This is a genomic window from Simplicispira piscis (assembly GCF_054783455.1).
Genome location: NZ_BAAGQN010000016.1, coordinates 51,614 through 71,998, shown reverse-complemented (window position 1 = coordinate 71,998; position 20,385 = coordinate 51,614). Strand labels below are relative to the sequence as shown.

The 20,385-nt window shown below is 66.7% G+C and carries 21 protein-coding genes and 1 pseudogene; 6 read left to right on the top strand and 16 right to left on the bottom strand.

Annotated features, from left to right (window positions below):
- From ACYVOC_RS12270 to ACYVOC_RS12230, 9 genes and pseudogenes are all read right to left on the bottom strand, one after another.
- Positions 1 to 327: pseudogene (locus tag ACYVOC_RS12270) on the bottom strand (TonB-dependent receptor); the annotation flags it as partial.
- Between the two features lie 168 nt (positions 328 to 495).
- Positions 496 to 897: a hypothetical protein gene (locus ACYVOC_RS12265; protein WP_461161997.1), complete on the bottom strand. Its 402-nt coding sequence runs from the start codon at positions 895 to 897 to the stop codon at positions 496 to 498.
- The gene (locus ACYVOC_RS12260) at positions 898 to 1,446 is read right to left on the bottom strand and encodes a DUF3299 domain-containing protein (RefSeq protein ID WP_461161996.1); all 549 of its coding nucleotides are present in this window, start codon (positions 1,444 to 1,446) and stop codon (positions 898 to 900) included.
- A gap of 4 nt (positions 1,447 to 1,450) precedes the next feature.
- Entirely contained in the window at positions 1,451 to 1,702 is a 252-nt protein-coding gene (locus ACYVOC_RS12255; protein WP_199562974.1) for a hypothetical protein, read from the bottom strand.
- 34 nt (positions 1,703 to 1,736) lie between these two features.
- Positions 1,737 to 2,972, bottom strand: coding sequence for an FtsX-like permease family protein (locus ACYVOC_RS12250; RefSeq protein WP_461161995.1), 1,236 nt, complete (start codon positions 2,970 to 2,972; stop codon positions 1,737 to 1,739).
- Between the two features lie 2 nt (positions 2,973 to 2,974).
- The gene (locus tag ACYVOC_RS12245; protein ID WP_461161994.1) at positions 2,975 to 3,646 is read right to left on the bottom strand and encodes an ABC transporter ATP-binding protein; all 672 of its coding nucleotides are present in this window, start codon (positions 3,644 to 3,646) and stop codon (positions 2,975 to 2,977) included.
- Positions 3,643 to 4,062, bottom strand: coding sequence for a Fur family transcriptional regulator (locus ACYVOC_RS12240; RefSeq protein ID WP_461162049.1), 420 nt, complete (start codon positions 4,060 to 4,062; stop codon positions 3,643 to 3,645). Before ACYVOC_RS12240 ends, ACYVOC_RS12245 begins: the two co-directional genes overlap by 4 nt.
- Before the next feature lie 123 nt (positions 4,063 to 4,185).
- Complete coding sequence (gene msrA, locus ACYVOC_RS12235; protein ID WP_461161993.1) at positions 4,186 to 4,758, bottom strand: peptide-methionine (S)-S-oxide reductase MsrA; 573 nt, start codon at positions 4,756 to 4,758, stop codon at positions 4,186 to 4,188.
- Positions 4,759 to 4,788: 30 nt separating this feature from the next.
- Positions 4,789 to 5,433 carry an FmdE family protein gene (locus ACYVOC_RS12230; RefSeq protein WP_116003963.1) on the bottom strand — a complete coding sequence of 215 codons (645 nt, stop codon included), beginning with the start codon at positions 5,431 to 5,433 and terminating at the stop codon, positions 4,789 to 4,791.
- 162 nt (positions 5,434 to 5,595) lie between these two features.
- Here ACYVOC_RS12230 and ACYVOC_RS12225 point away from each other — a divergent pair, with 162 nt between their 5' ends.
- The 6 genes from ACYVOC_RS12225 (at position 5,596) to ACYVOC_RS12200 (ending at position 13,178) form a co-directional block, all read left to right on the top strand.
- On the top strand, positions 5,596 to 6,276 hold the full coding sequence (locus ACYVOC_RS12225) for a TetR/AcrR family transcriptional regulator (protein ID WP_461161992.1): 681 nt from the start codon (positions 5,596 to 5,598) through the stop codon (positions 6,274 to 6,276).
- Between the two features lie 10 nt (positions 6,277 to 6,286).
- Complete coding sequence (locus ACYVOC_RS12220) at positions 6,287 to 7,459, top strand: efflux RND transporter periplasmic adaptor subunit (RefSeq protein ID WP_461161991.1); 1,173 nt, start codon at positions 6,287 to 6,289, stop codon at positions 7,457 to 7,459.
- A gap of 18 nt (positions 7,460 to 7,477) precedes the next feature.
- The gene (locus ACYVOC_RS12215) at positions 7,478 to 10,642 is read left to right on the top strand and encodes an efflux RND transporter permease subunit (RefSeq protein ID WP_461161990.1); all 3,165 of its coding nucleotides are present in this window, start codon (positions 7,478 to 7,480) and stop codon (positions 10,640 to 10,642) included.
- 51 nt (positions 10,643 to 10,693) lie between these two features.
- Positions 10,694 to 11,404 (top strand): protein-L-isoaspartate O-methyltransferase family protein, encoded by a 711-nt coding sequence (locus tag ACYVOC_RS12210; protein WP_116003967.1) that lies wholly within the window; start codon positions 10,694 to 10,696, stop codon positions 11,402 to 11,404.
- Between the two features lie 16 nt (positions 11,405 to 11,420).
- Entirely contained in the window at positions 11,421 to 11,762 is a 342-nt protein-coding gene (locus ACYVOC_RS12205) for a rhodanese-like domain-containing protein (protein ID WP_461161989.1), read from the top strand.
- Between the two features lie 75 nt (positions 11,763 to 11,837).
- Positions 11,838 to 13,178: a TolC family outer membrane protein gene (locus ACYVOC_RS12200; RefSeq protein WP_461161988.1), complete on the top strand. Its 1,341-nt coding sequence runs from the start codon at positions 11,838 to 11,840 to the stop codon at positions 13,176 to 13,178.
- Between the two features lie 156 nt (positions 13,179 to 13,334).
- Here the strand turns inward: ACYVOC_RS12200 and ACYVOC_RS12195 are convergent, their stop codons facing one another.
- The 7 genes from ACYVOC_RS12195 to ACYVOC_RS12165 form a co-directional block, all read right to left on the bottom strand.
- Positions 13,335 to 13,802, bottom strand: coding sequence for a carboxymuconolactone decarboxylase family protein (locus tag ACYVOC_RS12195; protein ID WP_461161987.1), 468 nt, complete (start codon positions 13,800 to 13,802; stop codon positions 13,335 to 13,337).
- Between the two features lie 20 nt (positions 13,803 to 13,822).
- Positions 13,823 to 14,197 (bottom strand): DUF488 domain-containing protein, encoded by a 375-nt coding sequence (locus tag ACYVOC_RS12190; protein ID WP_461161986.1) that lies wholly within the window; start codon positions 14,195 to 14,197, stop codon positions 13,823 to 13,825.
- Positions 14,194 to 15,753: an FAD-dependent oxidoreductase gene (locus ACYVOC_RS12185; RefSeq protein ID WP_461161985.1), complete on the bottom strand. Its 1,560-nt coding sequence runs from the start codon at positions 15,751 to 15,753 to the stop codon at positions 14,194 to 14,196. The genes ACYVOC_RS12190 and ACYVOC_RS12185 overlap by 4 nt, the downstream gene beginning before the upstream one ends.
- Positions 15,754 to 15,896: 143 nt before the next feature.
- Positions 15,897 to 17,069, bottom strand: coding sequence for a trans-sulfuration enzyme family protein (locus ACYVOC_RS12180; RefSeq protein ID WP_461161984.1), 1,173 nt, complete (start codon positions 17,067 to 17,069; stop codon positions 15,897 to 15,899).
- A gap of 164 nt (positions 17,070 to 17,233) precedes the next feature.
- Positions 17,234 to 17,539, bottom strand: coding sequence for a hypothetical protein (locus ACYVOC_RS12175; RefSeq protein WP_116003974.1), 306 nt, complete (start codon positions 17,537 to 17,539; stop codon positions 17,234 to 17,236).
- A 53-nt stretch (positions 17,540 to 17,592) separates the two neighbouring features.
- Entirely contained in the window at positions 17,593 to 18,966 is a 1,374-nt protein-coding gene (locus tag ACYVOC_RS12170; protein WP_461161983.1) for a 3-deoxy-D-manno-octulosonic acid transferase, read from the bottom strand.
- Between the two features lie 24 nt (positions 18,967 to 18,990).
- The gene (locus tag ACYVOC_RS12165; RefSeq protein ID WP_461161982.1) at positions 18,991 to 20,379 is read right to left on the bottom strand and encodes a phosphomannomutase/phosphoglucomutase; all 1,389 of its coding nucleotides are present in this window, start codon (positions 20,377 to 20,379) and stop codon (positions 18,991 to 18,993) included.
- Between the last annotated feature and the right edge of the window lie 6 nt (positions 20,380 to 20,385).

Below are 20,385 nucleotides of genomic sequence, written 5' to 3'. Positions count from 1 at the left end.
GCGCGGGCCGTCCATGCCCCGGATGATGGGGCGGCTGGCCCCGGCACCAAAGTGGCTGCTGGCGATGCCGGGTTCGCCGGCCAGGGTTTCGCCGAGCGTGGCCTCGCGGCGCAGCACGAGTTCGTCGCCTTCGAGCACGCTGGCGGGCGTGGTCATGTCGCTGGCACCCAGTTGCAGGCCGCTGGCCGACACGGTGACGGGCGGCAGGCTGGGGGCCGCTGGTTCGCTGCGGTCTTGCGCCTGTGCGCTGCTGGCCAGGGCCAGCCAAACTGCCAGGGCGACGGGGCGCAGGGCGGGTGAAAAGGTGTTTTCAGGAAATTGCTTCATGGGAAATGCCATCGCCAGGGCACGGCAAGCGCGGTGCGGCCCGCGCACAAGCGCGCGTACCGGCACCATGGCCTGGCTCAATAATTTGAATGAAAAGTGCCTCTAACGCTTTATGGTCAAGCGCTGGCAGCTATGAAATCAGGAGTTTTGAGGGTCTGCCGCAGCAGATCAGCCCCGCGCCTGCGGGGGCGGGCCCCGGGCGTGGAACAGCGCAACATGGCGCTGGGCCACGCCGGGTGCAGGCAGGGGCGCGGGTGCCACGGCGGAGACCGTGGGCGCCATGGCCGGGGGTGCCGAAGGGGCGGCATCGGCCAGTGCAAGCTGGTCGAGCAGCAGGCAGTCGGCCAGGCTGTGGTTTGCCAGCAAGGGCGGCAGGAAGGCGCTGGTGGCCACCGCCGGGGCCACTGCGGCCCCATGGCCCGCATGCACCTGGGCCAGTGGCTGGGCATGCGCCACCTGGTGCCAGCGGCCCAGCGACGGCACCCACACCAAGGCCAGCAGCAGCCACAGCAGGGCCGCACCGCTGATCAGGCGGCGGTGCAAAGGGCTGTGCGGCTGCTGGGCAGGCATTTACTTCACGGGCACCGCATCGACCATGCGGTAGAACAGGCCATAGGGGTCGTTGTTCAGGAGCACAAAGCGCCCCTCCACCACCACGGGTTCGAGCGAATGGCGCACGGGGGTTTTGGCACGCACCTCCACCATGCTCTCAGGCCCGCCAGGAATGCAGAACGAACAGGTCAGTGGCACGGCCGTCAGTAAAAAATGCGTTTGCGTGGCCTTGGCGTCCAGCGGCAGCATGAAGCCCTGAATGCGCTGCACGGTCTGGTGCAATGCCTTCTGCGCGGTATTGAACTGGGGCAGTACGGCGGTTTTGGTGGTTTTTTTGGCCAGGTCGGTCAGCAGCGGCCAGGGCAGCACATCGCTGCGCTGCGGCAGGGGTGCAATCGGGCTCTCAGGGCTGTGGTAGCCGGGGCCGCTGCCCTGGGGCAGCGCGGCGGCGCCGGGCACGGGCGATGTCAGCACAGGCGCCCCGCCCTGCGCTGGCGCGGATTGCGCCGAGGCAGCCGCAGCAAAGCTCAGCAGGGCCAGCAAAAAGAAGGGGCGTTGCCAGGCCATGGCTCTAGTGCGCGTGTTTCATGCCGCAGTATTTGCCAATGGCCAGGCCCTTGCAGGCGGCCTGCAGCTCTTTCATGCACACCGCCTCGCCCTTGCCTGCCTCCAGGCACTGGGCGGCGGCCTGGTGTGCGGCCGCCATGGCGCGGTGGCGCTGGATGTCGGCCTGGGTTTCCTTGTCGGTGTGGGTTTGTGCCTGTGCGCTGGCGCAGGCCAGCAGCAGACAGGCCGAGGCCAGGGCGGTGTGCAGTTTTTTCATGGTGCGGGGTTCTTTCAGGGAGATTTGAACAAATTCAGGGCTGTGCCAGCAGGTCGGCCACGTCGCTGCGGTAGGCCTGCAACGCGGGCGCCAATGCGGCCAGCATGGCCACGGCCACCGCCAGCAGCGGCACACCGGCCTCGGCAGGCAGCCAGCGCAGGCCGGTCACGGGCAGCAAGCCCTGCGCCTGCAGCACGCGGCCCAGCAGTTCGGCCAGGCCATGGCCCAGCAGCAGGCCCAGGCTGCTCGCCAGCAGCGCCAGCCACAGCGCCTCGCACAGCAGCAGCCCCGCCACGCGGCCCGGGGGCGCACCCAGCATGCGCAGCATGGCAATGTCGGCGCGGCGCTCACGCACGGCGTTCCACAGCGCAATGAACACACTGAGTGCGGCCACGGCCAGCAGCGCGCCGCCCATGGCCCGCAGCACGTCGGCGCCCACACCCAGCAGGCGCAGCAGGCGGGTGACCTCGATGGCGGGCGCAGCCGCTTGCAGGGCGGTGCCCGCGTTGATGTAGCGCGGCAGCGTGACGGCGGCCAGGGGTGTGCGGTAGCGCACCAGGGCCACGGTCACTTCGCGCTCTTGTTGCAGGGCTTTCAGGTCGTCCTTGTCGGCGGCAGTGGCGCTTTCGTGCACCTGCCACACCGACTCGGTAGCGGTGAGGATGAGCCGGTCGAGCACGCAGCCGCAAGGCGCCAGCACGCCCGACACGCGGTAGGGCTGGTCGCCATGCGCGTGCCCACCCGCTCCCAGGCCATGGCTGCCCACAAACTGAGCGCCCACCAACGGTGTGCCGCCCTGCCCCGCACGGGCCATGTGGCGCGCCACCGTGGCGCCCAACACGGCTTCCATCGGGGCCTGCCAGGGCTGCCCCTGGTCCAGCGTGGCGCCATAGTGCGCCAGGTAATCGGGCGTGGTGCCCACGATGCGGTAGCCCGCATGGCTGTCGCCCAGGCTCAACGGGATCACCTGCGCCACCAGCGGGTGCTGCTGCAGGGCCTGTACTTCCTGCAGGGGGATGTTGCCGGTGGGGGTGTCGATGTGGAACACGCCCGCCAGGATGAGCTGCAGCGGGCTGCCCTTGGCGCCCACCACCAGGTCGATGCCGTCCAGGTCACGCTCAAATGCCTGGTCAAGCTGCGCCGCTGCCAGCACCACCAGGGTGATGGTGGCCAGCCCCAGGCTGAGCAGCAGCAGGTTGAGCGCGGCGGCCAGCGGGCGCGACCACAGGTAGCGCCACGACAGACGGGCCATATATGCTATTTTTTTCATAGCTATTCGCGCTTGTCTGTATTGCCCTGGAGGCTTATTTCATTCAAATCCAGCACCACGGCACCCGCCAGGGCTTGCACCACGCGCTGGTCGTGCGTGGCGATCACCAGGGTGGCGTCGCAGGCGGCGGCGCTGCTTTGCAGCAGGGCCAGTGCACAGGCGGCGGCTTCGTCGTCCAGGCTGGCGGTGGGCTCGTCGGCCAGCAGCACCTCGGGCGCCAGCAGCACGGCCCGCGCCAGTGCCACGCGCTGCGCCTGCCCGCCCGAGAGCTGGTGCGGCCTGCGGGCGGCAAGGTCGGCCACGCCCAGGTGCTCCAGTGCACGGGCAATGGCGGCATCGTCACGCGGCCTGCCTGCGGCAAAGTAGGCCAGCGCCAGGTTGTCGGCCACGGTGAGCGCGCTGCTCAGGTGCAGTTTTTGCGGCAAGAACCCAATGCTGCGGGCGCGCCAGGCGTCGATTTCGGCACCGCGCTGCGTGCCAATCTGCAGGCCCGCCACAAACAGGTCGCCCGTGGCCGTGCCGCGCAGCCCGGCCACCAGCGACAACCAGGTGGATTTGCCGCTGCCCGAGCGCCCGCGCACCAGCAGCGTGCCGCCCTGGCGCACATCCACATCCGGAAAGCGCCGCAGGGCCGCGCCCGGATAGGCGTGGGCCAGGCCCCGGGTGCGGATCATGCAGCGCCCTCAGGGTGGGCGCAGCCCGCGCACAGGCCGTGCACGGCAATATCGACGGCCAGGTTCTCGTGCCCGGCCTGGGCCAGCGTGCGCAGCAAGGGGCGCAGGGCCGCCTGCATGCGGGCCGAGCCCTGGGACAGCCGAAACTGCCGGTGGCAGCCGCCACATTCAAAGCGCGGGGCGGCACCGTCGTGGCCCGGCGCGGCCAACGCGAAGCGGGTGACCCGGGCGCCGTCGATCTGGCGCTGCAGCAGGCCGGCTGCGGCAAAGCGGTCGAGCAGGCGGTACACCGTGACCCGGTTGACCTGCACACCGGCCGCGTCCAGGGCCACAGCCACCTCGGGCACGCTCAGCGTGGCCTGGGGCTGCGCCTGGTACAGCGCGCCCAAAGCGCGGGTAGCGCGGGTGGCGCGCATACCGGGCGGCAAAGGCCAGGAGGGGGATGCGGTGAATGGAATGGATGGGGTGGACATGCAGGGGCTGGCGGGACAATAACGCAATCGGGTTGCATTATGCCCTGCCCCTGCAATGGTCCGCAGCTACTTGAGGAAACGCGCAAAGGTCTGGCGGAACTTGACCACTTTGGGGCCCACCACATAAGCGCAATAACCCTGTGACGGGTTGTGGGCGTAATAGTCCTGGTGGTAGTCCTCGGCTGGCCAGTAGTTCTGCAAGGGTTGCACCTCGGTGGTGATGGGTGCGCCAAACAGCTTGTCTTGCGACATTTCGCGCACCATATCTTCAGCCGCCTGGCGGTGCGCGGGGTCTTCGTAATAGATGCCGCTGCGGTACTGGGTGCCTACGTCGTTGCCCTGGCGGTTGAGTGTGGTGGGGTCGTGCGTGGCGAAGAAGATTTCCAGAATCTCGCGCACCGAGATGATGGTGGGGTCAAACCGCAGCCTCACCACCTCGGCATGGCCGGTGCTGCCGGTGCACACTTGCTCGTACCGGGGGCGCTCCGTATGGCCGTTGCAGTAGCCGCTTTCCACATCGGTGATGCCGCGCACGCTGTCAAACACGGCTTCGGTGCACCAAAAACACCCGCCGCCCAGCGTGATGACGGACTCTTGCGCCGCAGAAGCGGAGCCGGGTTGACTGCTTGCAATATCCATAACGTCAGTTTCCTTGCGGTGCGGTGGATTTCACGGGGCGGGCTGCCAGTCGCTTACCCACACCAGCGCAGGGTTGTCAGCATATTCGACCAGCATCGATCGCACACGCTCTTGCCACAACTGGGCAAAACGCTCCAGCTCTGCGCTGTTGGCCTGATCGGCAAAGGCCTTGGTCATCAGCGGCCGCATCTCGCCAGGCCAGGGCACGACCGCGTTATCGAAGTGCACCGTGACGGCCTTGCCCGTATCGCGGCGGCGCATGCCCAAAACGCCGTCCACGTCGGCGCCAAAGACCAGCAGGTTCTTGCGTGCGAAAAGGGCCAGCTGGCCTGCGCCCGGGAACCCTGTTTCCCCGGCGGCCCCTGTCACCAACTGCACCACTGAAGAGATGACGCCCGTCACGCCACTGCCCGGCGCATCGCGCATGAAAACTTCCACATCACCCCGCACGGGCATCTCGGTGCCATAGAGCGCACGCAGGCCATGCAGGGCCATGAGGTAGGCGCCCGCCACGGTGGGGCACGAGTGGCCCGACAGGCGCACCACATCGGTATAGCGGTATTCAATGACGCCGTGGCGCGCCGCGCCCAAAAACTGGGCCAGCGGGTCGCGCAGCTTGATCGTGGGCGCCTCGGAATAGAACGCTGGAAATCCCAGGTCTTGCGGTTCGGTCATGGCGTCTTTCTTGCGTGAGGGTGCTGCACATGGCGTGCTGATCGACCATCCTAAACATTTCTGCGCGCCTTCCCGCAATGGGGCCATTGCACACATGCTCTGCGGTTGACCCTTGTGGGTGGTTTTGCTATATTACTAACCAGTCAGTCAGTAAATAATTGCGTGCCCACATCTGTTCCGCCCTCCCCTCCTGCACCCAAGCGCGAGCGCCGCAAGGAAGCCCGCCCCGGTGAGTTGCTGGAGGCTGCCCTGGACCTTTTTGTGGAAAAGGGCTACGCCGCCACCAAGGTGGACGAGGTGGCCGCACGCGCCGGAGTGTCCAAGGGCACGCTGTTTCTCTACTTTCCCAGCAAAGAAGAGCTTTTCAAGGCCGTGGTGCGCGAAAGCATCGTGGGCCGGTTTGACGAATGGGGGCAGGAACTGGCGCAGTTCCAGGGCAGCACCGCCGACATGCTGCACCTGAGCTACGCCACGTGGTGGGAAAGCATTGGCTCCACCCGCGCCTCGGGCATCACCAAGCTCATGCTCAGCGAGGCCGGCAATTTCCCCGAACTCACCTTGTTTTACCAGCGCGAAGTCATCGAGCCCGGCCAGCAACTGATACGCAGCGTGCTGCAACGCGGCATCACGCGCGGTGAGTTCCGGGCCGTCAACCTGGACTATGCCGTGTATGCCGTGTTGGCCCCCATGATTTTTTTGATGCTCTGGAAGCATTCCATCGGAGCCTGCGTGCCCGATTCCATGGCTTTCAGTCCGCAGGACTACATCCACTGCCAGGTTGATAACCTGCTGCACGGCCTGCTGGCCCGCCCGGACCCTGCCCCTCCCCCTCCCTCTGCCTGACTTTTCCACCATGAAACGCTGGATTCCCTGGATGGCCACCGCCATCGTTATCGCGCTGGTCGCCGGCGGCGCCTGGCGTGCCATCTCGGCGCGCCAGGCGCAGCAAAAGGCACTGGTCGCCTCCACGGCGGCCACCCGCCAGGTGGTGATGGATATTGCTTCCGAGGAAGTGAGTCCCGTGCGCAAGCAGAACCTGTCGCTCGACATTCCGGTCTCGGGCAGCTTGCGTGCGGTGCAGACAGCCACCATCAAGGCCCGAGTAGCCGGTGAACTGCAGGGTTTGAGCCTGCGCGAGGGCGACGCCGTGCGCGCAGGCCAGGAAGTGGCGCGCACCGACCCCACCGAATCGAATGCCCGGCTGCGCCAGGCACAGCAGCAGGCCGATGCGGCCAAGGCCCAGGTGGATATCAGCCAGCGGCAGTTTGCCAACAACCGTGCCCTGGTGGACCAGGGCTTTATCTCGCGCACCGCGCTCGATACCTCGCAAGCCAGTCTGCAGGCGGCCCAGGCTTCGTACCAGGCGGCCCAAGCCGCCGCCGACGTGGCCCGCAAGGCCATGGCCGACACGGTGTTGCGCAGCCCCCTCAGCGGCCATGTCGCCCAGCGCCTTGCCCAAAATGGCGAGCGCGTGGCCGTGGAGGCCCGCATTCTGGAAGTGGTCGACCTCTCGCGCCTGGAACTCGAAGCCCTGCTGGGCCCGGCCGACTCGGTCGCCGTGCGCCTGGGGCAAAAGGCCACTTTGCGGGTCGAAGGCATCAGTGAGCCGCTGGAAGCCACGGTGGTGCGCATCAACCCCAGCGCCCAGGCAGGCAGCCGCGCAGTGCCGGTGTATCTGTCCATCGACAACACTCAGGCCCTGCCCGCGCTGCGCCAGGGCTTGTTCGTGCAAGGCACTTTGGCCGTGGGCCATGCCGAACGGCTGACTGTGCCGCTCGATGCGGTGCGCACCGACAAACCCATTCCCTACGTGCAGGTGGCCGACAACGGCCGCGTGGCGCACCGTGCCGTGCAAACCGGCCAGCGCGTGCAACAAGAAGACCTGACCGTGGTGGCCATCGAAGGTGTGTCCGAGGGCACGCTGGTGCTGGCCGGACGCGTGGGCGCCCTGCCCGAAGGCACGGTACTGCGCTTGCCGGGCAGCCAGGCTGCACCTGCAGCCAGTGCGCCCGCCGCCAAACCCTGACCGCCAGGACGACACAGCATGTGGTTTACCAAGGTCAGTCTGAAGAATCCGGTGTTTGCCACCATGGTCATGCTGGCCTTTGTGGTGCTGGGCGTTTTTTCGTACCAGCGCCTAAAGGTGGACCAGTTCCCCGAGATCGACTTTCCGGTGGTGGTGGTCACGGCCGACTACCCCGGCGCCTCGCCCGAGATCGTGGAGAGCGAGGTCACCAAGAAGATCGAGGAAGGCGTCAACTCCATCGCGGGCATCAATGCCCTGACCTCGCGCAGCTATGAAGGCTCGGCGGTGGTCATCATCGAGTTCCAGTTGCACATCGACGGCCGCAAGGCCGCCGAGGACGTGCGCGAAAAGGTCGCCACCATCCGCACGCTGCTGCGCACCGAGGTCAAAGAGCCGCGTGTGCTGCGTTTTGACCCTGCCAGCCGCCCGGTGTGGTCGCTGGCTGTGCTGCCCGACGGCGACGAGGCCACGCGCCAGAGCGCCGTAGAGCTGACCACCTGGGCCGACCAGACGCTGAAAAAACGCCTCGAAAACGTGCGCGGCGTGGGCGCCGTGACACTGGTGGGCGCCACACGGCGCGAGATCAACATTTACCTCGATCCGCAGGCGCTCGAAGCCTTTAGCATCACGCCCGAACAGGTGGCGCAGGCCGTGCGCAACGAAAACCAGGACCTGCCGCTGGGCGCCGTGCGCTCGCTGGACCAGGACCGCGTGGTCCAGATCGACGCGCGCATGGAGCGGCCCGAGGACTTCGGCCGCATCATCGTGGCGCGCAAGAACGGTGCGCCGGTGCGCGTGGAACAACTCGCCCGCGTGCAGGACGGCCCGCAGGAGGTGGAGAGCCTGGCGCTCTACAACGGCCAGCGCACGCTGCTGATGTCGGTGCAGAAGGCCCAGGGCGAGAACACCATCGAGGTGGTCGATGGCCTCAACGACGCCGTGCAGGCGCTGCGCAAGGAGCTGCCCCCGGGCGTGCGCCTGGAGACCATCGGCGACAGCTCGCGCCCCATCCGCGTGGCCGTGGACAACGTGCGCCAGACGCTGATCGAGGGCGCTTTGCTCACCGTGCTCATCGTCTTTTTGTTCCTGAACTCGTGGCGCTCCACGGTCATCACCGGGCTGACGCTGCCGATTGCGCTGATCGGCACCTTTCTGTTCATGAACATGTTCGGCTTCACCATCAACATGATCACGCTGATGGCGCTGAGCCTGTGCGTGGGCCTGTTGATCGACGACGCCATCGTGGTGCGCGAGAACATCGTGCGCCATGTGCAAATGGGCAAAGGCAGCTACCAGGCGGCCATGGAGGGCACGCAGGAGATCGGCCTGGCCGTGCTGGCGACAACCCTGTCTATCGTGGCAGTGTTTTTGCCCATTGGTTTCATGGGCGGCATCATCGGCAAGTTCTTCCACGAATTCGGCATCACCATCGTGGCGGCGGTGCTGATCTCGATGTTCGTCAGCTTCACACTCGACCCCATGCTGTCGTCCATCTGGGAAGACCCGAGCATCCACGCCCACGGCAAGCGCGTGGAAGACCGCAGCTTGTACGGCCGAACCATCGGCCGCGTGACGGGCTGGTTCGACGACGCCACCGAACGCCTGGCCCAGGGCTACCAAAAGGTGCTCGGCTGGGCACTGGTGCACAAGCTCAAAACCCTGGCGCTGGCGCTGGGCATCTTTGTGCTCAGCGTGGTCATGGTGCCGCTGCTGGGCACCGAGTTCGTGCCCAAGGCCGACTTCTCGGAAACCTCCATCAACTTCTATGTGCCCGTGGGCGCCTCCATCGAAGCCACCGAGGCCAAGACACGCCAGGTCGAGACCGTGGTGCGCGAGATGCCCGAGGTGCGCTACACGCTCTCGACCATCAACACCGGCAGCACGCAGGGCAAGATTTACGCCAGCGTCTATGTGCGCCTGGTCGATCGCAAGGACCGCAAGCGCAGCGTGGACGAGATGTCGGGCGTGCTGCGCGAGCGGCTGCGCCAGATTCCGGGCATCACGGTGACGCACGTGGGCCTGCTCGACCCGGTGGGCGGGCAAAAGCAGATCGAGTTCTCGCTGCAAGGCCCCGATCTGCAGGAGCTGGCCCGCCTGACGCGCGCCGTTCAGGAGAAAATCAACACCATTCCCGGCCTGGTGGACCTCGATTCGAGCGTCAAGCCCGACAAGCCAGTCATCGCCGTCGATGTGCGCCGCGACGCGGCATCCGACCTGGGGCTGTCCGTGGCGTCAATGGCCAACAGCCTGCGCACCCTGATCGCCGGCCAGACCGTCGGCAACTGGCGCGCCCCCGACGACCAGACCTACGACGTCAACGTGCGCCTGGCCCCCGAGGCACGCAACACGCCGCAGGACCTCGAGCGCCTGCCCTTTAGCGTGACCGGTGCCGATGGCAACAGCCGCATCGTGCGCCTGAACCAGGTGGCCACCGTGCGCGAATCGACCGGCCCCAACCAGATCAACCGGCGCGACCTCACACGCGAAGTCGCCATCAACGCCAACGTGTACAACCGCTCGGCCGGCGAGATCTCGGGTGACATCCGCAAAGCACTCGACAGCATGGCCTTCCCGCCCGGCTACCGTTACCAGTTTGGCGGCTCCACCAAGAACATGGCCGAATCGTTCAACTACGCCATCTCGGCGCTGCTGCTGGCCGTGGTGTTCATCTACATGATTCTGGCCAGCCAGTTCAAGAGCTTTGTGCAGCCCCTGGCCTTGATGACGGCGCTGCCGCTCACGCTGATTGGTGTCGTGCTGGCGCTCTTGATGTTTGGCTCGTCGCTGTCGATGTTCTCCATCATCGGCGTCATCATGCTCATGGGGCTGGTGACCAAGAACGCCATTTTGCTGGTGGACTTTGCCATCCGTGCCCGCGAGGACCACACCAACGAGCAAGGCCAGCCCGCGCCCGGCATGTCGCGCCACGACGCGCTGCTCATGGCCGCCCGCGTGCGCCTGCGCCCCATTTTGATGACCACGCTGGCCATGATTTTCGGCATGGTACCGCTGGCCTTTGCCATCAGCGAAGGCTCCGAGCAGCGCGCCCCCATGGGCCAGGCCGTGATCGGCGGGGTGATCACCTCGTCACTGCTGACGCTGGTGGTGGTGCCCGTGGTTTATTGCTACATGGACGACCTGGCGCAATGGGCTCGGCGCCTGTTGGGCCGCAAGGCATCCTAAAATCGCGGGTTTGTCCTGACCTGCCCTCGTTCTGCCCCCTGGAGATACCCCATGAACATGCCCCTGAACACGAAAGCCAACACCAGCGACCCGATCGAGCAGGCACGCTACAACATGATCGAGCAGCAGATCAGGCCCTGGAACGTTTTGGACCGTGGGGTGCTGGAAACCCTGGCCCGCGTGCGCCGCGAAGACTTCGTTCCCCTGGCCTACCGCAGCCTGGCCTTCATGGACATGGAAATCCCCCTGCAGGGCGACCCCGACGAAGCCGTGCGCATCGGCCAGTGCATGCTGGCCCCGCGTGTTGAAGCACGCCTGCTGCAGGAGCTGAACCTGCAAAAAAATGAGCGCGTGCTGGAAATCGGCGCCGGCTCAGGCTACATGGCCGCCCTGCTGGCACAGTACGCCGACCAGGTGGTGACCCTTGAAATCGACCCCGCGCTGGCCATTCTGGCGCGCGAGAACCTGGAACGCTTCGGCATCCGCAACGCCAGCGTGCGTTTAGGCGACGGTGCGCGCAGCAGCATCCCCGATGGCCCGTTTGACGCCATCCTTCTGAGTGGCTCGGTGGCCGAAGTGCCTTCGCGGTTGCTCGACCTGCTGCGCGACGGCGGCCGCCTGATTGCCATTGCAGGGCAGGAACCGGTCATGCGCGTCACCACGGTGCGCAAGCAAGGCAGCCGTTTCGACGTTTCCTACCCCTGGGACACCAACGCCGCCCGCCTGCTGAATTTTGCCGAACCCTCGGCTTTCCGGTTCTGAGCGCAGCGACACCGCAATGATCGTCCAAATCCGTCCCGCAGAACTGGCCGCCTGGCTCACCCAGGCCAGCGCCGATGGATCACCGGTGCTGCTGGACGTGCGCGAGCCCTGGGAGCGCGAGCTGGCCAGTGTTGCACCCAAAGGCGCCGAACTGCTGGCCATCCCCATGGGGCAACTGGTGCAACGCCTGGCAGAACTGGACCCTGATCGCCCCACCGCCTGCCTGTGCCACCACGGCGTGCGCAGCCAGCAGGTGGCGCTGTATCTCGCACAGCACGGCCATGACGCGGTGGTCAACATCGCAGGCGGCATCGACGCGTGGGCACGTGAGCACGACCCGGGCATTCCGCGCTACTGACGCCCTGCCCGCGCTGGGCACCCGTTCACCCCCCACTTTCCGGCATTTCCAGGCTTTTCCCGAAGGACTCTCTCCATGCAATCGCTCCGGCTACGCCCTCTGATACTGACCCTGGCGCTGGGCGCCGCCGTTGCCGCCCCGGCGCAGGCCCAGAGCCTGCTGGAACTCGTCGAAGCGGCCCGGGGCTATGACTCAGCCGTGCAATCGGCCCAGGCCCAGCTCGAAGCCGCCGCGCGCCGTGCCGACCAGGCCCGGGCCGGCCTGCTGCCCAGCGCCGGCCTGAGCGCGGGGGTCTCGCGCTCCAATACCGACGTCAGCCGCCCGTCCTTCAGCTACAACGGCACCACGCAAAGCATGGCGATCAGCGCCTCGCAACCGCTGTACCGTCCAGCCAACCGCATCAGCTACGAACAAGGCCAGCGCGGCATGGATGTGGCACAGGCGCAGTTGGACGCCGCCGCACAGGACCTGCTGGTGCGCGTCAGCCAGGCCTACTTCGACGTGCTGGCCGCGCAAGATACCCTGAGCTTCGTGCAGGCCCTGAAATCTGCCGTATCAGAGCAACTGGCCGCCGCGAAACGCAACTTTGAGGTGGGCACCACCACCGTGACCGATTCGCGCGAGGCACAGGCCCGTTTCGACCTGGTGGGCGCACAAGAGATCGCCGCACAGAACGATCTGCTGGTCAAACGCCTGGCCCTGGACCAACTCACAGGCACACAGGGCGCCCAGCCCCAGCCGCTGGCCCAGCCCGTGCAACTGCCCTCCATCACACCCGACAACGTGAACAGCTGGGTGCAAACGGCGCAAGACCAGCAACCCGGCGTGCGCCAGGCCGTGCTGGCCCTTGAAGTGGCCCGCCTGGAGACCCGCAAGGCCGAAACCGGGCACCGCCCCACCATCGACCTGCAGGCCAGCTATGCCGCACAGCACAACCCCAACGGCACGATTACCGCGCCGGGCCTCAACAGCCGCACCAACAATGCCACCGTGGGCGTGGCGCTGAACCTGCCCCTGTTCGCCGGTTTTGCCGTGCAGAACCGCGTGAAGGAAACCCTGGCCCTGGAGCAAAAGGCCGAGGCCGACCTCGAAACCGCCCGCCGCAGCGTCGCCCAGGCCACGCGCAGCGCCTTCTTTGGCGTGCAGTCCGGTATTGGCCAGGTCCAGGCGCTGGAGGCTGCCGAGCAATCGAGCCAGAGCGCGCTGGACGCCAACAAGCTGGGCTACCAGGTGGGCGTGCGCATCAACATCGACGTGCTCAACGCGCAAAGCCAGCTCTACCAGACCAAACGCGACCTGGCCCAGGCCCGCTACAACGTGCTGCTGGGCACGCTCAAACTGCGCCAGGCGGCGGGCAGTCTGCAAGCGAGCGATGTGCAGGCCATCAATGCACTTTTGGTTCAAAAGGCCCCATAACGCATGCCAGAAAAGCGCAAGCAGCTACTAAAACAGTAGCGTTAAAGTGCTGCGCCAGCCGATCCATCGGCATGAGGGTCAAGAGGCTCATCCATGGAAAACTCCTTGCACGCGAGAAAGGGAGTGATCGCGCACGGCGACAAGCGCGGCCTTGGCTCAGCGGGTAGCCACGCCCGGCGGCTGGTAGCTACCGGCCTGGGCCTGGAATGACACAGCAAGGCGGTTCCAGCCATTGATGGCAACGATGGCCAGTGTCAGGTCGACCAGCGCCTTTTCATCGAACTGCTGGCGCACTTCGCCATACACCGCATCGGGCACGCCCTGCCCGGCCAACAGCGTCACGGCCTCGGCCCAGGCCAGCGCTGCGCGCTCGCGCGGCGAATAAAACCCGGTTTCGCGCCACGCCGCAAGCAGGTACAGACGTTGCTCGGTCTCCCCGGCAGCGCGGGCGTCTTTGGTGTGCATGTCCAGGCAATAGGCGCAGCCGTTGATTTGCGATACGCGCGTTTTCACCAACTCCAGCAGCGCGGGCTCCAGCCCTGACTGGTGCACATGCTTTTCCAACCCCAGCATCGCCTGGAAAGCGCCGGGTGAGGCCTTTTGGTAGTCGATTCGTTCCTGCATGCATTGCTCCTTGAATGAATTTACTTCTCGTGCGCCAGCAACAGCGCGCGCACCACCACGGCGTTGTTGTGCACCTCATCGTGCGCGCCATAGACCAGCGTTACCCTGCCCTTGCGCGCCAGCGCGCGCAGCGCATCCATCTGCTCGGCCTGGGGCTGCAATTCGGCCGCATAGCGGCGCTGAAACTCCGTCCAAAGCGCCGGGTCGTGCCCAAACCACTGGCGCAGTGCGGTGCTGGGCGCCAGCTCCTTGCTCCAGTGGTCCAACGACAGCGCCTCCTTTTTGACGCCGCGCGGCCACAGGCGGTCGATCAGGATGCGTGTGCCGTCCTCGGGCACTGGCGGCTCGTAGGCGCGCTTGATCTGTACATGGCTGGCAGGTACCGGGGCGCTCATGGCTGCGCCCTCGCTGCGGCCCTGTGGGCGGCCAGGGCGCGTTCGAGTTCCACCTCGGCGCGCAAACCCGCCAGATCGCGGTGCACCACGGCCACCGCGAGGGTGCGACCCCCGCGCCGGTAGGTGATGGTGCAGTCCTGCGCACCCAGGTCGCCGTCCATCACCACTTCGTCAAAGCGCTCGGCGTGGCCCACGTACGACAGGCCAAAGTCGTACTGCTCAGTCCAGAAGAACGGCACGGCGTCGTAGCGTTCGCTGCGCCCGAGCAGGTTGCGCGCCGCGGTCTGGCCCTGGCGCCCCGCCACCACCCAGTGCTCCACGCGAAGGCGCTCACCCGTCAGCGCATCGGGCCAGCGCACGATGTCACCCGCCGCAAAAATGCCGCGCACGCTGGTCTGCAAATATTCATCGACCAGCACGCCATGGTCCATGGACAAGCCCGCCTGCTCGGCCAGTGCCAGCGCTGGGCGCACGCCAATGCCGACCACCACCAGATCGGCGGGCAGTGTTTCGCCGTTGCCCAAAACCACTTCACTTGTGGTGATGCGCGCCGGGACTGTGCCCAGGTGGAACACCACGCCGTGCTTTTCATGCAGCGCCTGCAAATGCGCGCCCACCTGCGGGCCCAGCACCTTTTCCATCAGCTGCGTCTCGCGCCCCACCACATGCACTTCGACGTTGCGAGCGCGCAGCGACGCTGCCACCTCCAGGCCGATAAAGCTGGCGCCAATCACCACGGCACGCTGCGCCTTCTGGGCCGCAGCGGCCAGCGCCTCACCGTCGGCCTGCGTGCGCAGGGTGTGCACATGTGGCAGATCGGCGCCGGGAACAGTGAGCCGCACCGGCTCGGCGCCCGTCGCCAGCAGCAAGGCGCCATAAGCCACCCGGCTGCCATCGACCAGCTCCAGGTGGCGCTGCGCGACATCAATGCGTGCCACGCGCGCACCCAGCCGCACGTCAATGTCGTGCTCGCGGTAGAACGCCTGCGGCCGCAGCGCCAGCCACTCGGCAGGCGCCGTACCGGCCAGGTAGTTTTTGGACAAGTTGGGCCTGTCACAAGGCAAGGCCGCATCGGCACTCAGCAGCGTGACGGGGCCGGCATAGCCTTCACGGCGCAGGGTTTCGGCAGCGGCCTGCCCGGCCGCACCACCGCCGACGATCACGATGGACGATGGCAGGCCCACGGCGGCGGGCAGCTTATGCACGGGCGCGGCCATGCGCTTGCCGGTGACAGACGCCGTGCCATCGCGCAACTCGACCTGCCAGCAGGCAATGCCGCCCAGCGCGGGCGCACGCAGGGCCTCGCCGGTGCGCAGGCAAAACGCTGCATGGTGCCAGGGGCAGCGCACAGTTTCGCCCACCAGCAGGCCCTGCGCCAGCGGCCCGCCGTAATGCGTGCAGGTGGCGCCCACGGCAAAAATTTCATCGCGCCGACGCACCAGGAGCACGGCCTCGCCGTAAGCGTGGCCCAGCAGCATGTCGTTGGGGGGAATGCTCTCCAAGGCAACACCTTGGGCAAAGTCGGACCCCGGCAAGGCGGGTTCGGTTTCAGGCATGGCAGGCTCCTGTGTCAAACACGGCGCCCGCCCCCTGATTGGCTGATGGGTGAAGCCGACGCCATGCGCTCCACCGGGACGATGGGCACAGCCTACGCCGGTTGATTCAAAGTGTCACCCAGTAGGGCTATTTGGTCGCACACTCAGGCGGCGTTTTGCAATGCCTGCGCCAGATCGGCCACCAGGTCGTCCGGGTGCTCGATCCCCACGCTCAGGCGAATCAGCCCTTCGGTCACGCCATTGGCGGCGCGGGCCTGGGCCGAGACAAAGCTGTGCGTGGTGCTGGCCGGGTGGCAGGCCAGGCTGTCCACATCGCCCAGGGACACGGCCTGCGTGAACAGCGCCAGGCGGTTGAGCACCTGCGCTGCCACCGCCCGCTCGCTGCGCGCCAGATCGAACGACACCATGCCGCCAAACCCGCCCTGCAACTGGCGCTGCGCCAGTGTGTGCTGGGGGTGGCTTGGCAGGCCGGGGTAGTGCACGGCGCGCACGGCGGGGTGCGTGGACAGATAGTGCGCCACGGCGGCCGCCCCTTCGCAGTGGGCGGCCATGCGCAATGGCAGGGTTTTGATGCCGCGCAGAAACAAAAAGGCCTCTTGCGGCGCCAGGTTGCCGCCCACATGGCCCAGGCCGGTCTTGCGCACGGCACCCACCAGGGCCTCGGTACCGGCCACCAGGCCGCCCGTGGCGTCGCCGTGGCCGCCGAGGTATTTGGTCATGGAGTGCAGCACCAGGTCGATGCCCAGCTCCAGCGGGCGCACCAGGCAGGGTGTGCAGAAGGTGTTGTCGGCCACGGTGATGGCGCCGTGCGCACGGGCCACGGCGGCCACCTGAGCCAGGTCGTGCAGGCGCAGCGTGGGGTTGGTGAGGGTTTCGACCCAGACCATGCGGGTGGCCGGTGTCAGGCAGGCTTGCAGACCGCGCGTGGTGGCGTCCACCACCGTGATGCCCCAGCGCTCGCCCAGGGAGCGCAGCAGGCCTTCGGTACCGCCATACAGCGGGCCCAGAAACACCAGTTCATCCCCCGGGTTCAGCAGCCCCAGCAGTACCGACGACGATGCCGCCGTGCCGCTGGCAAACGCCACGGCGGCTGCGGCGCCTTCCAGGTCGGCCATCTTGGCCTCCAGCGCGGCCACGGTGGGGTTGGCAAAGCGGCTGTAGCGGTAGCCGGGTGCTTCGCCTGCAAAGATGGCGGCGCCGCGCTCCAGCGTGCCGTAGCCAAACGCCGTAGTCTGACTGATGGGGGTGGCGATGGCGCCAGTGGTGGGGTCGGGGTGCTGGCCGGCGTGGACAGCGCGGGTGCGCAGGTGGGTCATGGTGCAAAGGGAGATGGGTTGCGACGCCCCGGCGCACATGGGCAACACGGCACACGGGCCACCATTGTGCTCCCGTCTTCATAGCTGCCAGCGCTTATTCCATAAGCATGAGAGGGTGTTTTGGCATAAAACGCGCCTCGCGCTGCTCCGCAGCGCGCAGCCGTTTAAGGCCTTGCCGGAAACAGCGCAGCCCAGCAGGCAGGGTCACCCGCCAGCAGGTCAAGGTCAGCGTTGACGGGTCTCTCACAGGGGCGGGCGCCAACGGCCTGGGCCAGCGCAGCTGCAGCCGGGGAAAAATAGGCAATCACTTCACATTGCAAGCGCCCTTCCAGCTCGTGCCGGGTGAACACCGCCATATCGGTCGGCTTGCCTGTCGCTTCAAACAAGGGCTCAAATTGCGCCCGCAATTCTTCCTTGGGTTCAAAGGCGAGAATGCCGTCGCCGAGCGACTGCGAGTACCAAGTCTTCACGTCGATCCTTTCCTCGTCACTGCATTGCGGCGCACAGCAGCCACCGCACCACCTTACTTGCGCACGTGCCTTGCTGCAAGCACATCCGCCAATGCACCCGCCGTACGCTGGGCGGCGCCCCGGTGGTCCAGCGCGAACTGCGCCGCTTGCGTGCAGCCCCGGGCCAGGCGCCGGGGATCGCTGGCCCATTCACTCGCCAGGCGCAGGCCTTGCGCCATGTCGTCCACGCGCTGGGCGGCGCCTGCGCTGCAGGCGGCTACCGCAGCCTCGGCAAAGTTGAAGGTATAGGGCCCGAGCACTACGGGGCAGCCGCAGGCGGCGGCTTCGATGAGGTTTTGTCCGCCCAGCGGCGCAAAGCTGCCACCCAGCAGGGCCACATCGGCCAGGCCGTAGTACAGGGCCATTTCGCCCAGACTGTCGCCCAGCCACACATCGGCATCGGGCGGTGCCGCCACCCACTGGCTGCGGCGCGACACGCGCAGACCGGCACGCGAGAGCAGTTGGTACACCTCATCAAAGCGCTGGGGGTGGCGCGGAACGATGAGCCATTGCACGGTCAAGCGATTCAGCAGGGGCTGAGATGCTATTGAATCAATAGCTGTCGGCGCTTTCTCAACGGGCGCTAGAGCCTTATTTTTCATCAACTCTTCAAGCCACAGGGCTTCTTCCCCCTCGCGGCTGCTGGCCAGCATGACCACGGGGCGGGTGCTGGTGGTACGCCAAGCACGGCCCTGTTCGACCTGCTCGGCGTCGGGTACCACGTCAAACTTCAGGTTACCCAGCACGGCTTGCACGGGCGCACCGATAGCGCGCAGGCGTTCGGCGTCCGCCTCGGTTTGCGCCCACACGGCCGTCAGCGCGCCATACGCCGGGCGGGCCAGCCAGCCCAGGCGCTGCGCCTTGCGCAGCGATTGTTCATTGAAGCGCGCATTGGCCAGCACCAGCGGCACGCCCTGCTGGCGGCACCCGGCCACCAAGTTGGGCCAGACCTCGGTTTCCATCAGGATGCCGACCACGGGCTTGAATTTGCGCAAAAACCGCGCCACGGCCCCCGGCGTATCCCAGGGCTGCCAGACCTGCACATCGCCGGGCAGCAGCAGTTTTTCGCCTTCGGCGCGGCCCGTGGCGGTGCCGTGTGTGAGCAGCAGGCGCATGTCGGGCCACTGGTCACGCAGCGCTGTCAGCAAAATGGCCGCGGCGCGGGTTTCACCCAGCGAAACGGCATGGATCCACAAAAACCGGCCCAGCGCATCGGTGCTGCTGTGCGGCATGAGGCTGTCGATGGGTTGCGGATAACGGCCAAAGCGCTCGCTGATGGCTTTGCCATAGCCGGGCTCGGCCACGGCACGCCTGCGCAGCTTGCGGCGCAGCAGGGGCTGCGCCAACCAGAGAAGCGTCGAATACAGGCGAAGGATCAATCGGGCCATGAAAGGAGACGGGTGGTGGTGGCTTCAGTGCGCCGCTGCACCCACTTGCGCGCCGGGTTTGACCCGCTCAAGCAACGCCAGCATGGCCGATTCGATACGGTGCAGCGCCTCGCTCGTGTGGCCTTCAAAGCGCAGCACCAGCACCGGCGTGGTGTTGCTGGCGCGGATCAGGCCAAAGCCATCGGGCCAGTCCACGCGCAGGCCGTCGATGGTGTTGATCTGAGCGGGCGCGGCAAAAGTCTCAAATGCCAGGGCCTGCAGCTCGGCGGTGAGGCGGTGGGGCTCGCCCTCTTCGCAGGCCACGTTCAGTTCAGGGGTGCTGTGGCTGCTCGGCAGGCCGTTGAGCACGGCGCCGGGGTCGTCGTGGCGGCTCAAAATCTCCAGCAGGCGGCAGCCAGCGTAGGTACCGTCGTCAAAACCGAACCAGCGCTCCTTGAAGAAAATGTGGCCGCTCATCTCGCCGCCCAGGGGGGAGTCGAGCTCTTTCATCCTGGCCTTGATGAGCGAGTGGCCGGTCTTGTACATCAGGGGCTTGCCGCCTGCGGCCTCAATGGCGGGCGCCAGGCGCTGCGTGCATTTCACGTCGAACAGGATGGTGCCGCCGGGCACGCGCGCGAGCACGTCCTGGGCAAACAGCATCATTTGCCGGTCAGGGAAGATGTTGGTGCCGTCGCGGGTAACAATGCCCAGCCGGTCGCCGTCGCCGTCAAAAGCCAGGCCCAGTTCGGCGTCGCTGGCCTGCAGGGCGGCAATCAGGTCGCGCAGGTTTTCGGGCTTGCTCGGATCGGGGTGGTGGTTGGGGAAGTTGCCATCCACCTCGGAGAACAGCTCGATCACCTCACAGCCAATGGCGCGGAAGATGTCGGGAGCCGAAGCCCCGGCAATGCCGTTGCCGCTGTCCACCACGATTTTCATGGGGCGCGCGAGCCGGATGTCCGAGACGATGCGCTCACGGTAGGCCGCCAGCACGTCGGCCTGGCGGATGTAGCCGCCCGGTTCGATCTGCCAGCGGTCTTCTTCCATGGTGCGGCGGAGCTGCTGGATTTCCTCGCCAAAGATGGCGCGGCCATTGAGCACCATCTTGAAACCGTTGTAGTCCTTGGGGTTGTGGCTGCCCGTGACCTGGATGCCGCTGTTGCACAGCGTACTGGCGGCAAAGTAGAGCATGGGCGTCGTGCTCAGGCCAATGTCGATCACCTCCATCCCCGCCTCGGCCAGGCCCAGCATGAGGGCAGCCGACAACGCCGGGCCCGACAGGCGCCCGTCGCGCCCCACGGCCACCGTGGTCTGGCCCTCGGCCCGGGCAGCGGCGCCAAAGGCGCGGCCCAGGCCCCGGGCGACTTTGTCGTCGAGGGTGGTGGGGACAATGCCCCGGATGTCATAGGCTTTGAAAATGGCAGGCGAGAGTTGCACGGGTGT

Excerpts from the sequence above, each read along its gene's own strand:
- ACYVOC_RS12265 (WP_461161997.1), bottom strand. The coding sequence starts at position 897 with ATGCCTGCCCAGCAGCCGCACAGCCCTTTGCACCGCCGCCTGATCAGC.
- ACYVOC_RS12260 (WP_461161996.1), bottom strand. The coding sequence starts at position 1,446 with ATGGCCTGGCAACGCCCCTTCTTTTTGCTGGCCCTGCTGAGCTTTGCT.
- ACYVOC_RS12255 (WP_199562974.1), bottom strand. The coding sequence starts at position 1,702 with ATGAAAAAACTGCACACCGCCCTGGCCTCGGCCTGTCTGCTGCTGGCC.
- ACYVOC_RS12250 (WP_461161995.1), bottom strand. The coding sequence starts at position 2,972 with ATGAAAAAAATAGCATATATGGCCCGTCTGTCGTGGCGCTACCTGTGG.
- ACYVOC_RS12245 (WP_461161994.1), bottom strand. The coding sequence starts at position 3,646 with ATGATCCGCACCCGGGGCCTGGCCCACGCCTATCCGGGCGCGGCCCTG.
- ACYVOC_RS12240 (WP_461162049.1), bottom strand. The coding sequence starts at position 4,062 with ATGCGCGCCACCCGCGCTACCCGCGCTTTGGGCGCGCTGTACCAGGCG.
- msrA (WP_461161993.1), bottom strand. The coding sequence starts at position 4,758 with ATGGATATTGCAAGCAGTCAACCCGGCTCCGCTTCTGCGGCGCAAGAG.
- ACYVOC_RS12230 (WP_116003963.1), bottom strand. The coding sequence starts at position 5,433 with ATGACCGAACCGCAAGACCTGGGATTTCCAGCGTTCTATTCCGAGGCG.
- ACYVOC_RS12220 (WP_461161991.1), top strand. The coding sequence starts at position 6,287 with ATGAAACGCTGGATTCCCTGGATGGCCACCGCCATCGTTATCGCGCTG.
- ACYVOC_RS12215 (WP_461161990.1), top strand. The coding sequence starts at position 7,478 with ATGTGGTTTACCAAGGTCAGTCTGAAGAATCCGGTGTTTGCCACCATG.
- ACYVOC_RS12210 (WP_116003967.1), top strand. The coding sequence starts at position 10,694 with ATGAACATGCCCCTGAACACGAAAGCCAACACCAGCGACCCGATCGAG.
- ACYVOC_RS12205 (WP_461161989.1), top strand. The coding sequence starts at position 11,421 with ATGATCGTCCAAATCCGTCCCGCAGAACTGGCCGCCTGGCTCACCCAG.
- ACYVOC_RS12200 (WP_461161988.1), top strand. The coding sequence starts at position 11,838 with ATGCAATCGCTCCGGCTACGCCCTCTGATACTGACCCTGGCGCTGGGC.
- ACYVOC_RS12195 (WP_461161987.1), bottom strand. The coding sequence starts at position 13,802 with ATGCAGGAACGAATCGACTACCAAAAGGCCTCACCCGGCGCTTTCCAG.
- ACYVOC_RS12190 (WP_461161986.1), bottom strand. The coding sequence starts at position 14,197 with ATGAGCGCCCCGGTACCTGCCAGCCATGTACAGATCAAGCGCGCCTAC.
- ACYVOC_RS12185 (WP_461161985.1), bottom strand. The coding sequence starts at position 15,753 with ATGCCTGAAACCGAACCCGCCTTGCCGGGGTCCGACTTTGCCCAAGGT.
- ACYVOC_RS12180 (WP_461161984.1), bottom strand. The coding sequence starts at position 17,069 with ATGACCCACCTGCGCACCCGCGCTGTCCACGCCGGCCAGCACCCCGAC.
- ACYVOC_RS12170 (WP_461161983.1), bottom strand. The coding sequence starts at position 18,966 with ATGGCCCGATTGATCCTTCGCCTGTATTCGACGCTTCTCTGGTTGGCG.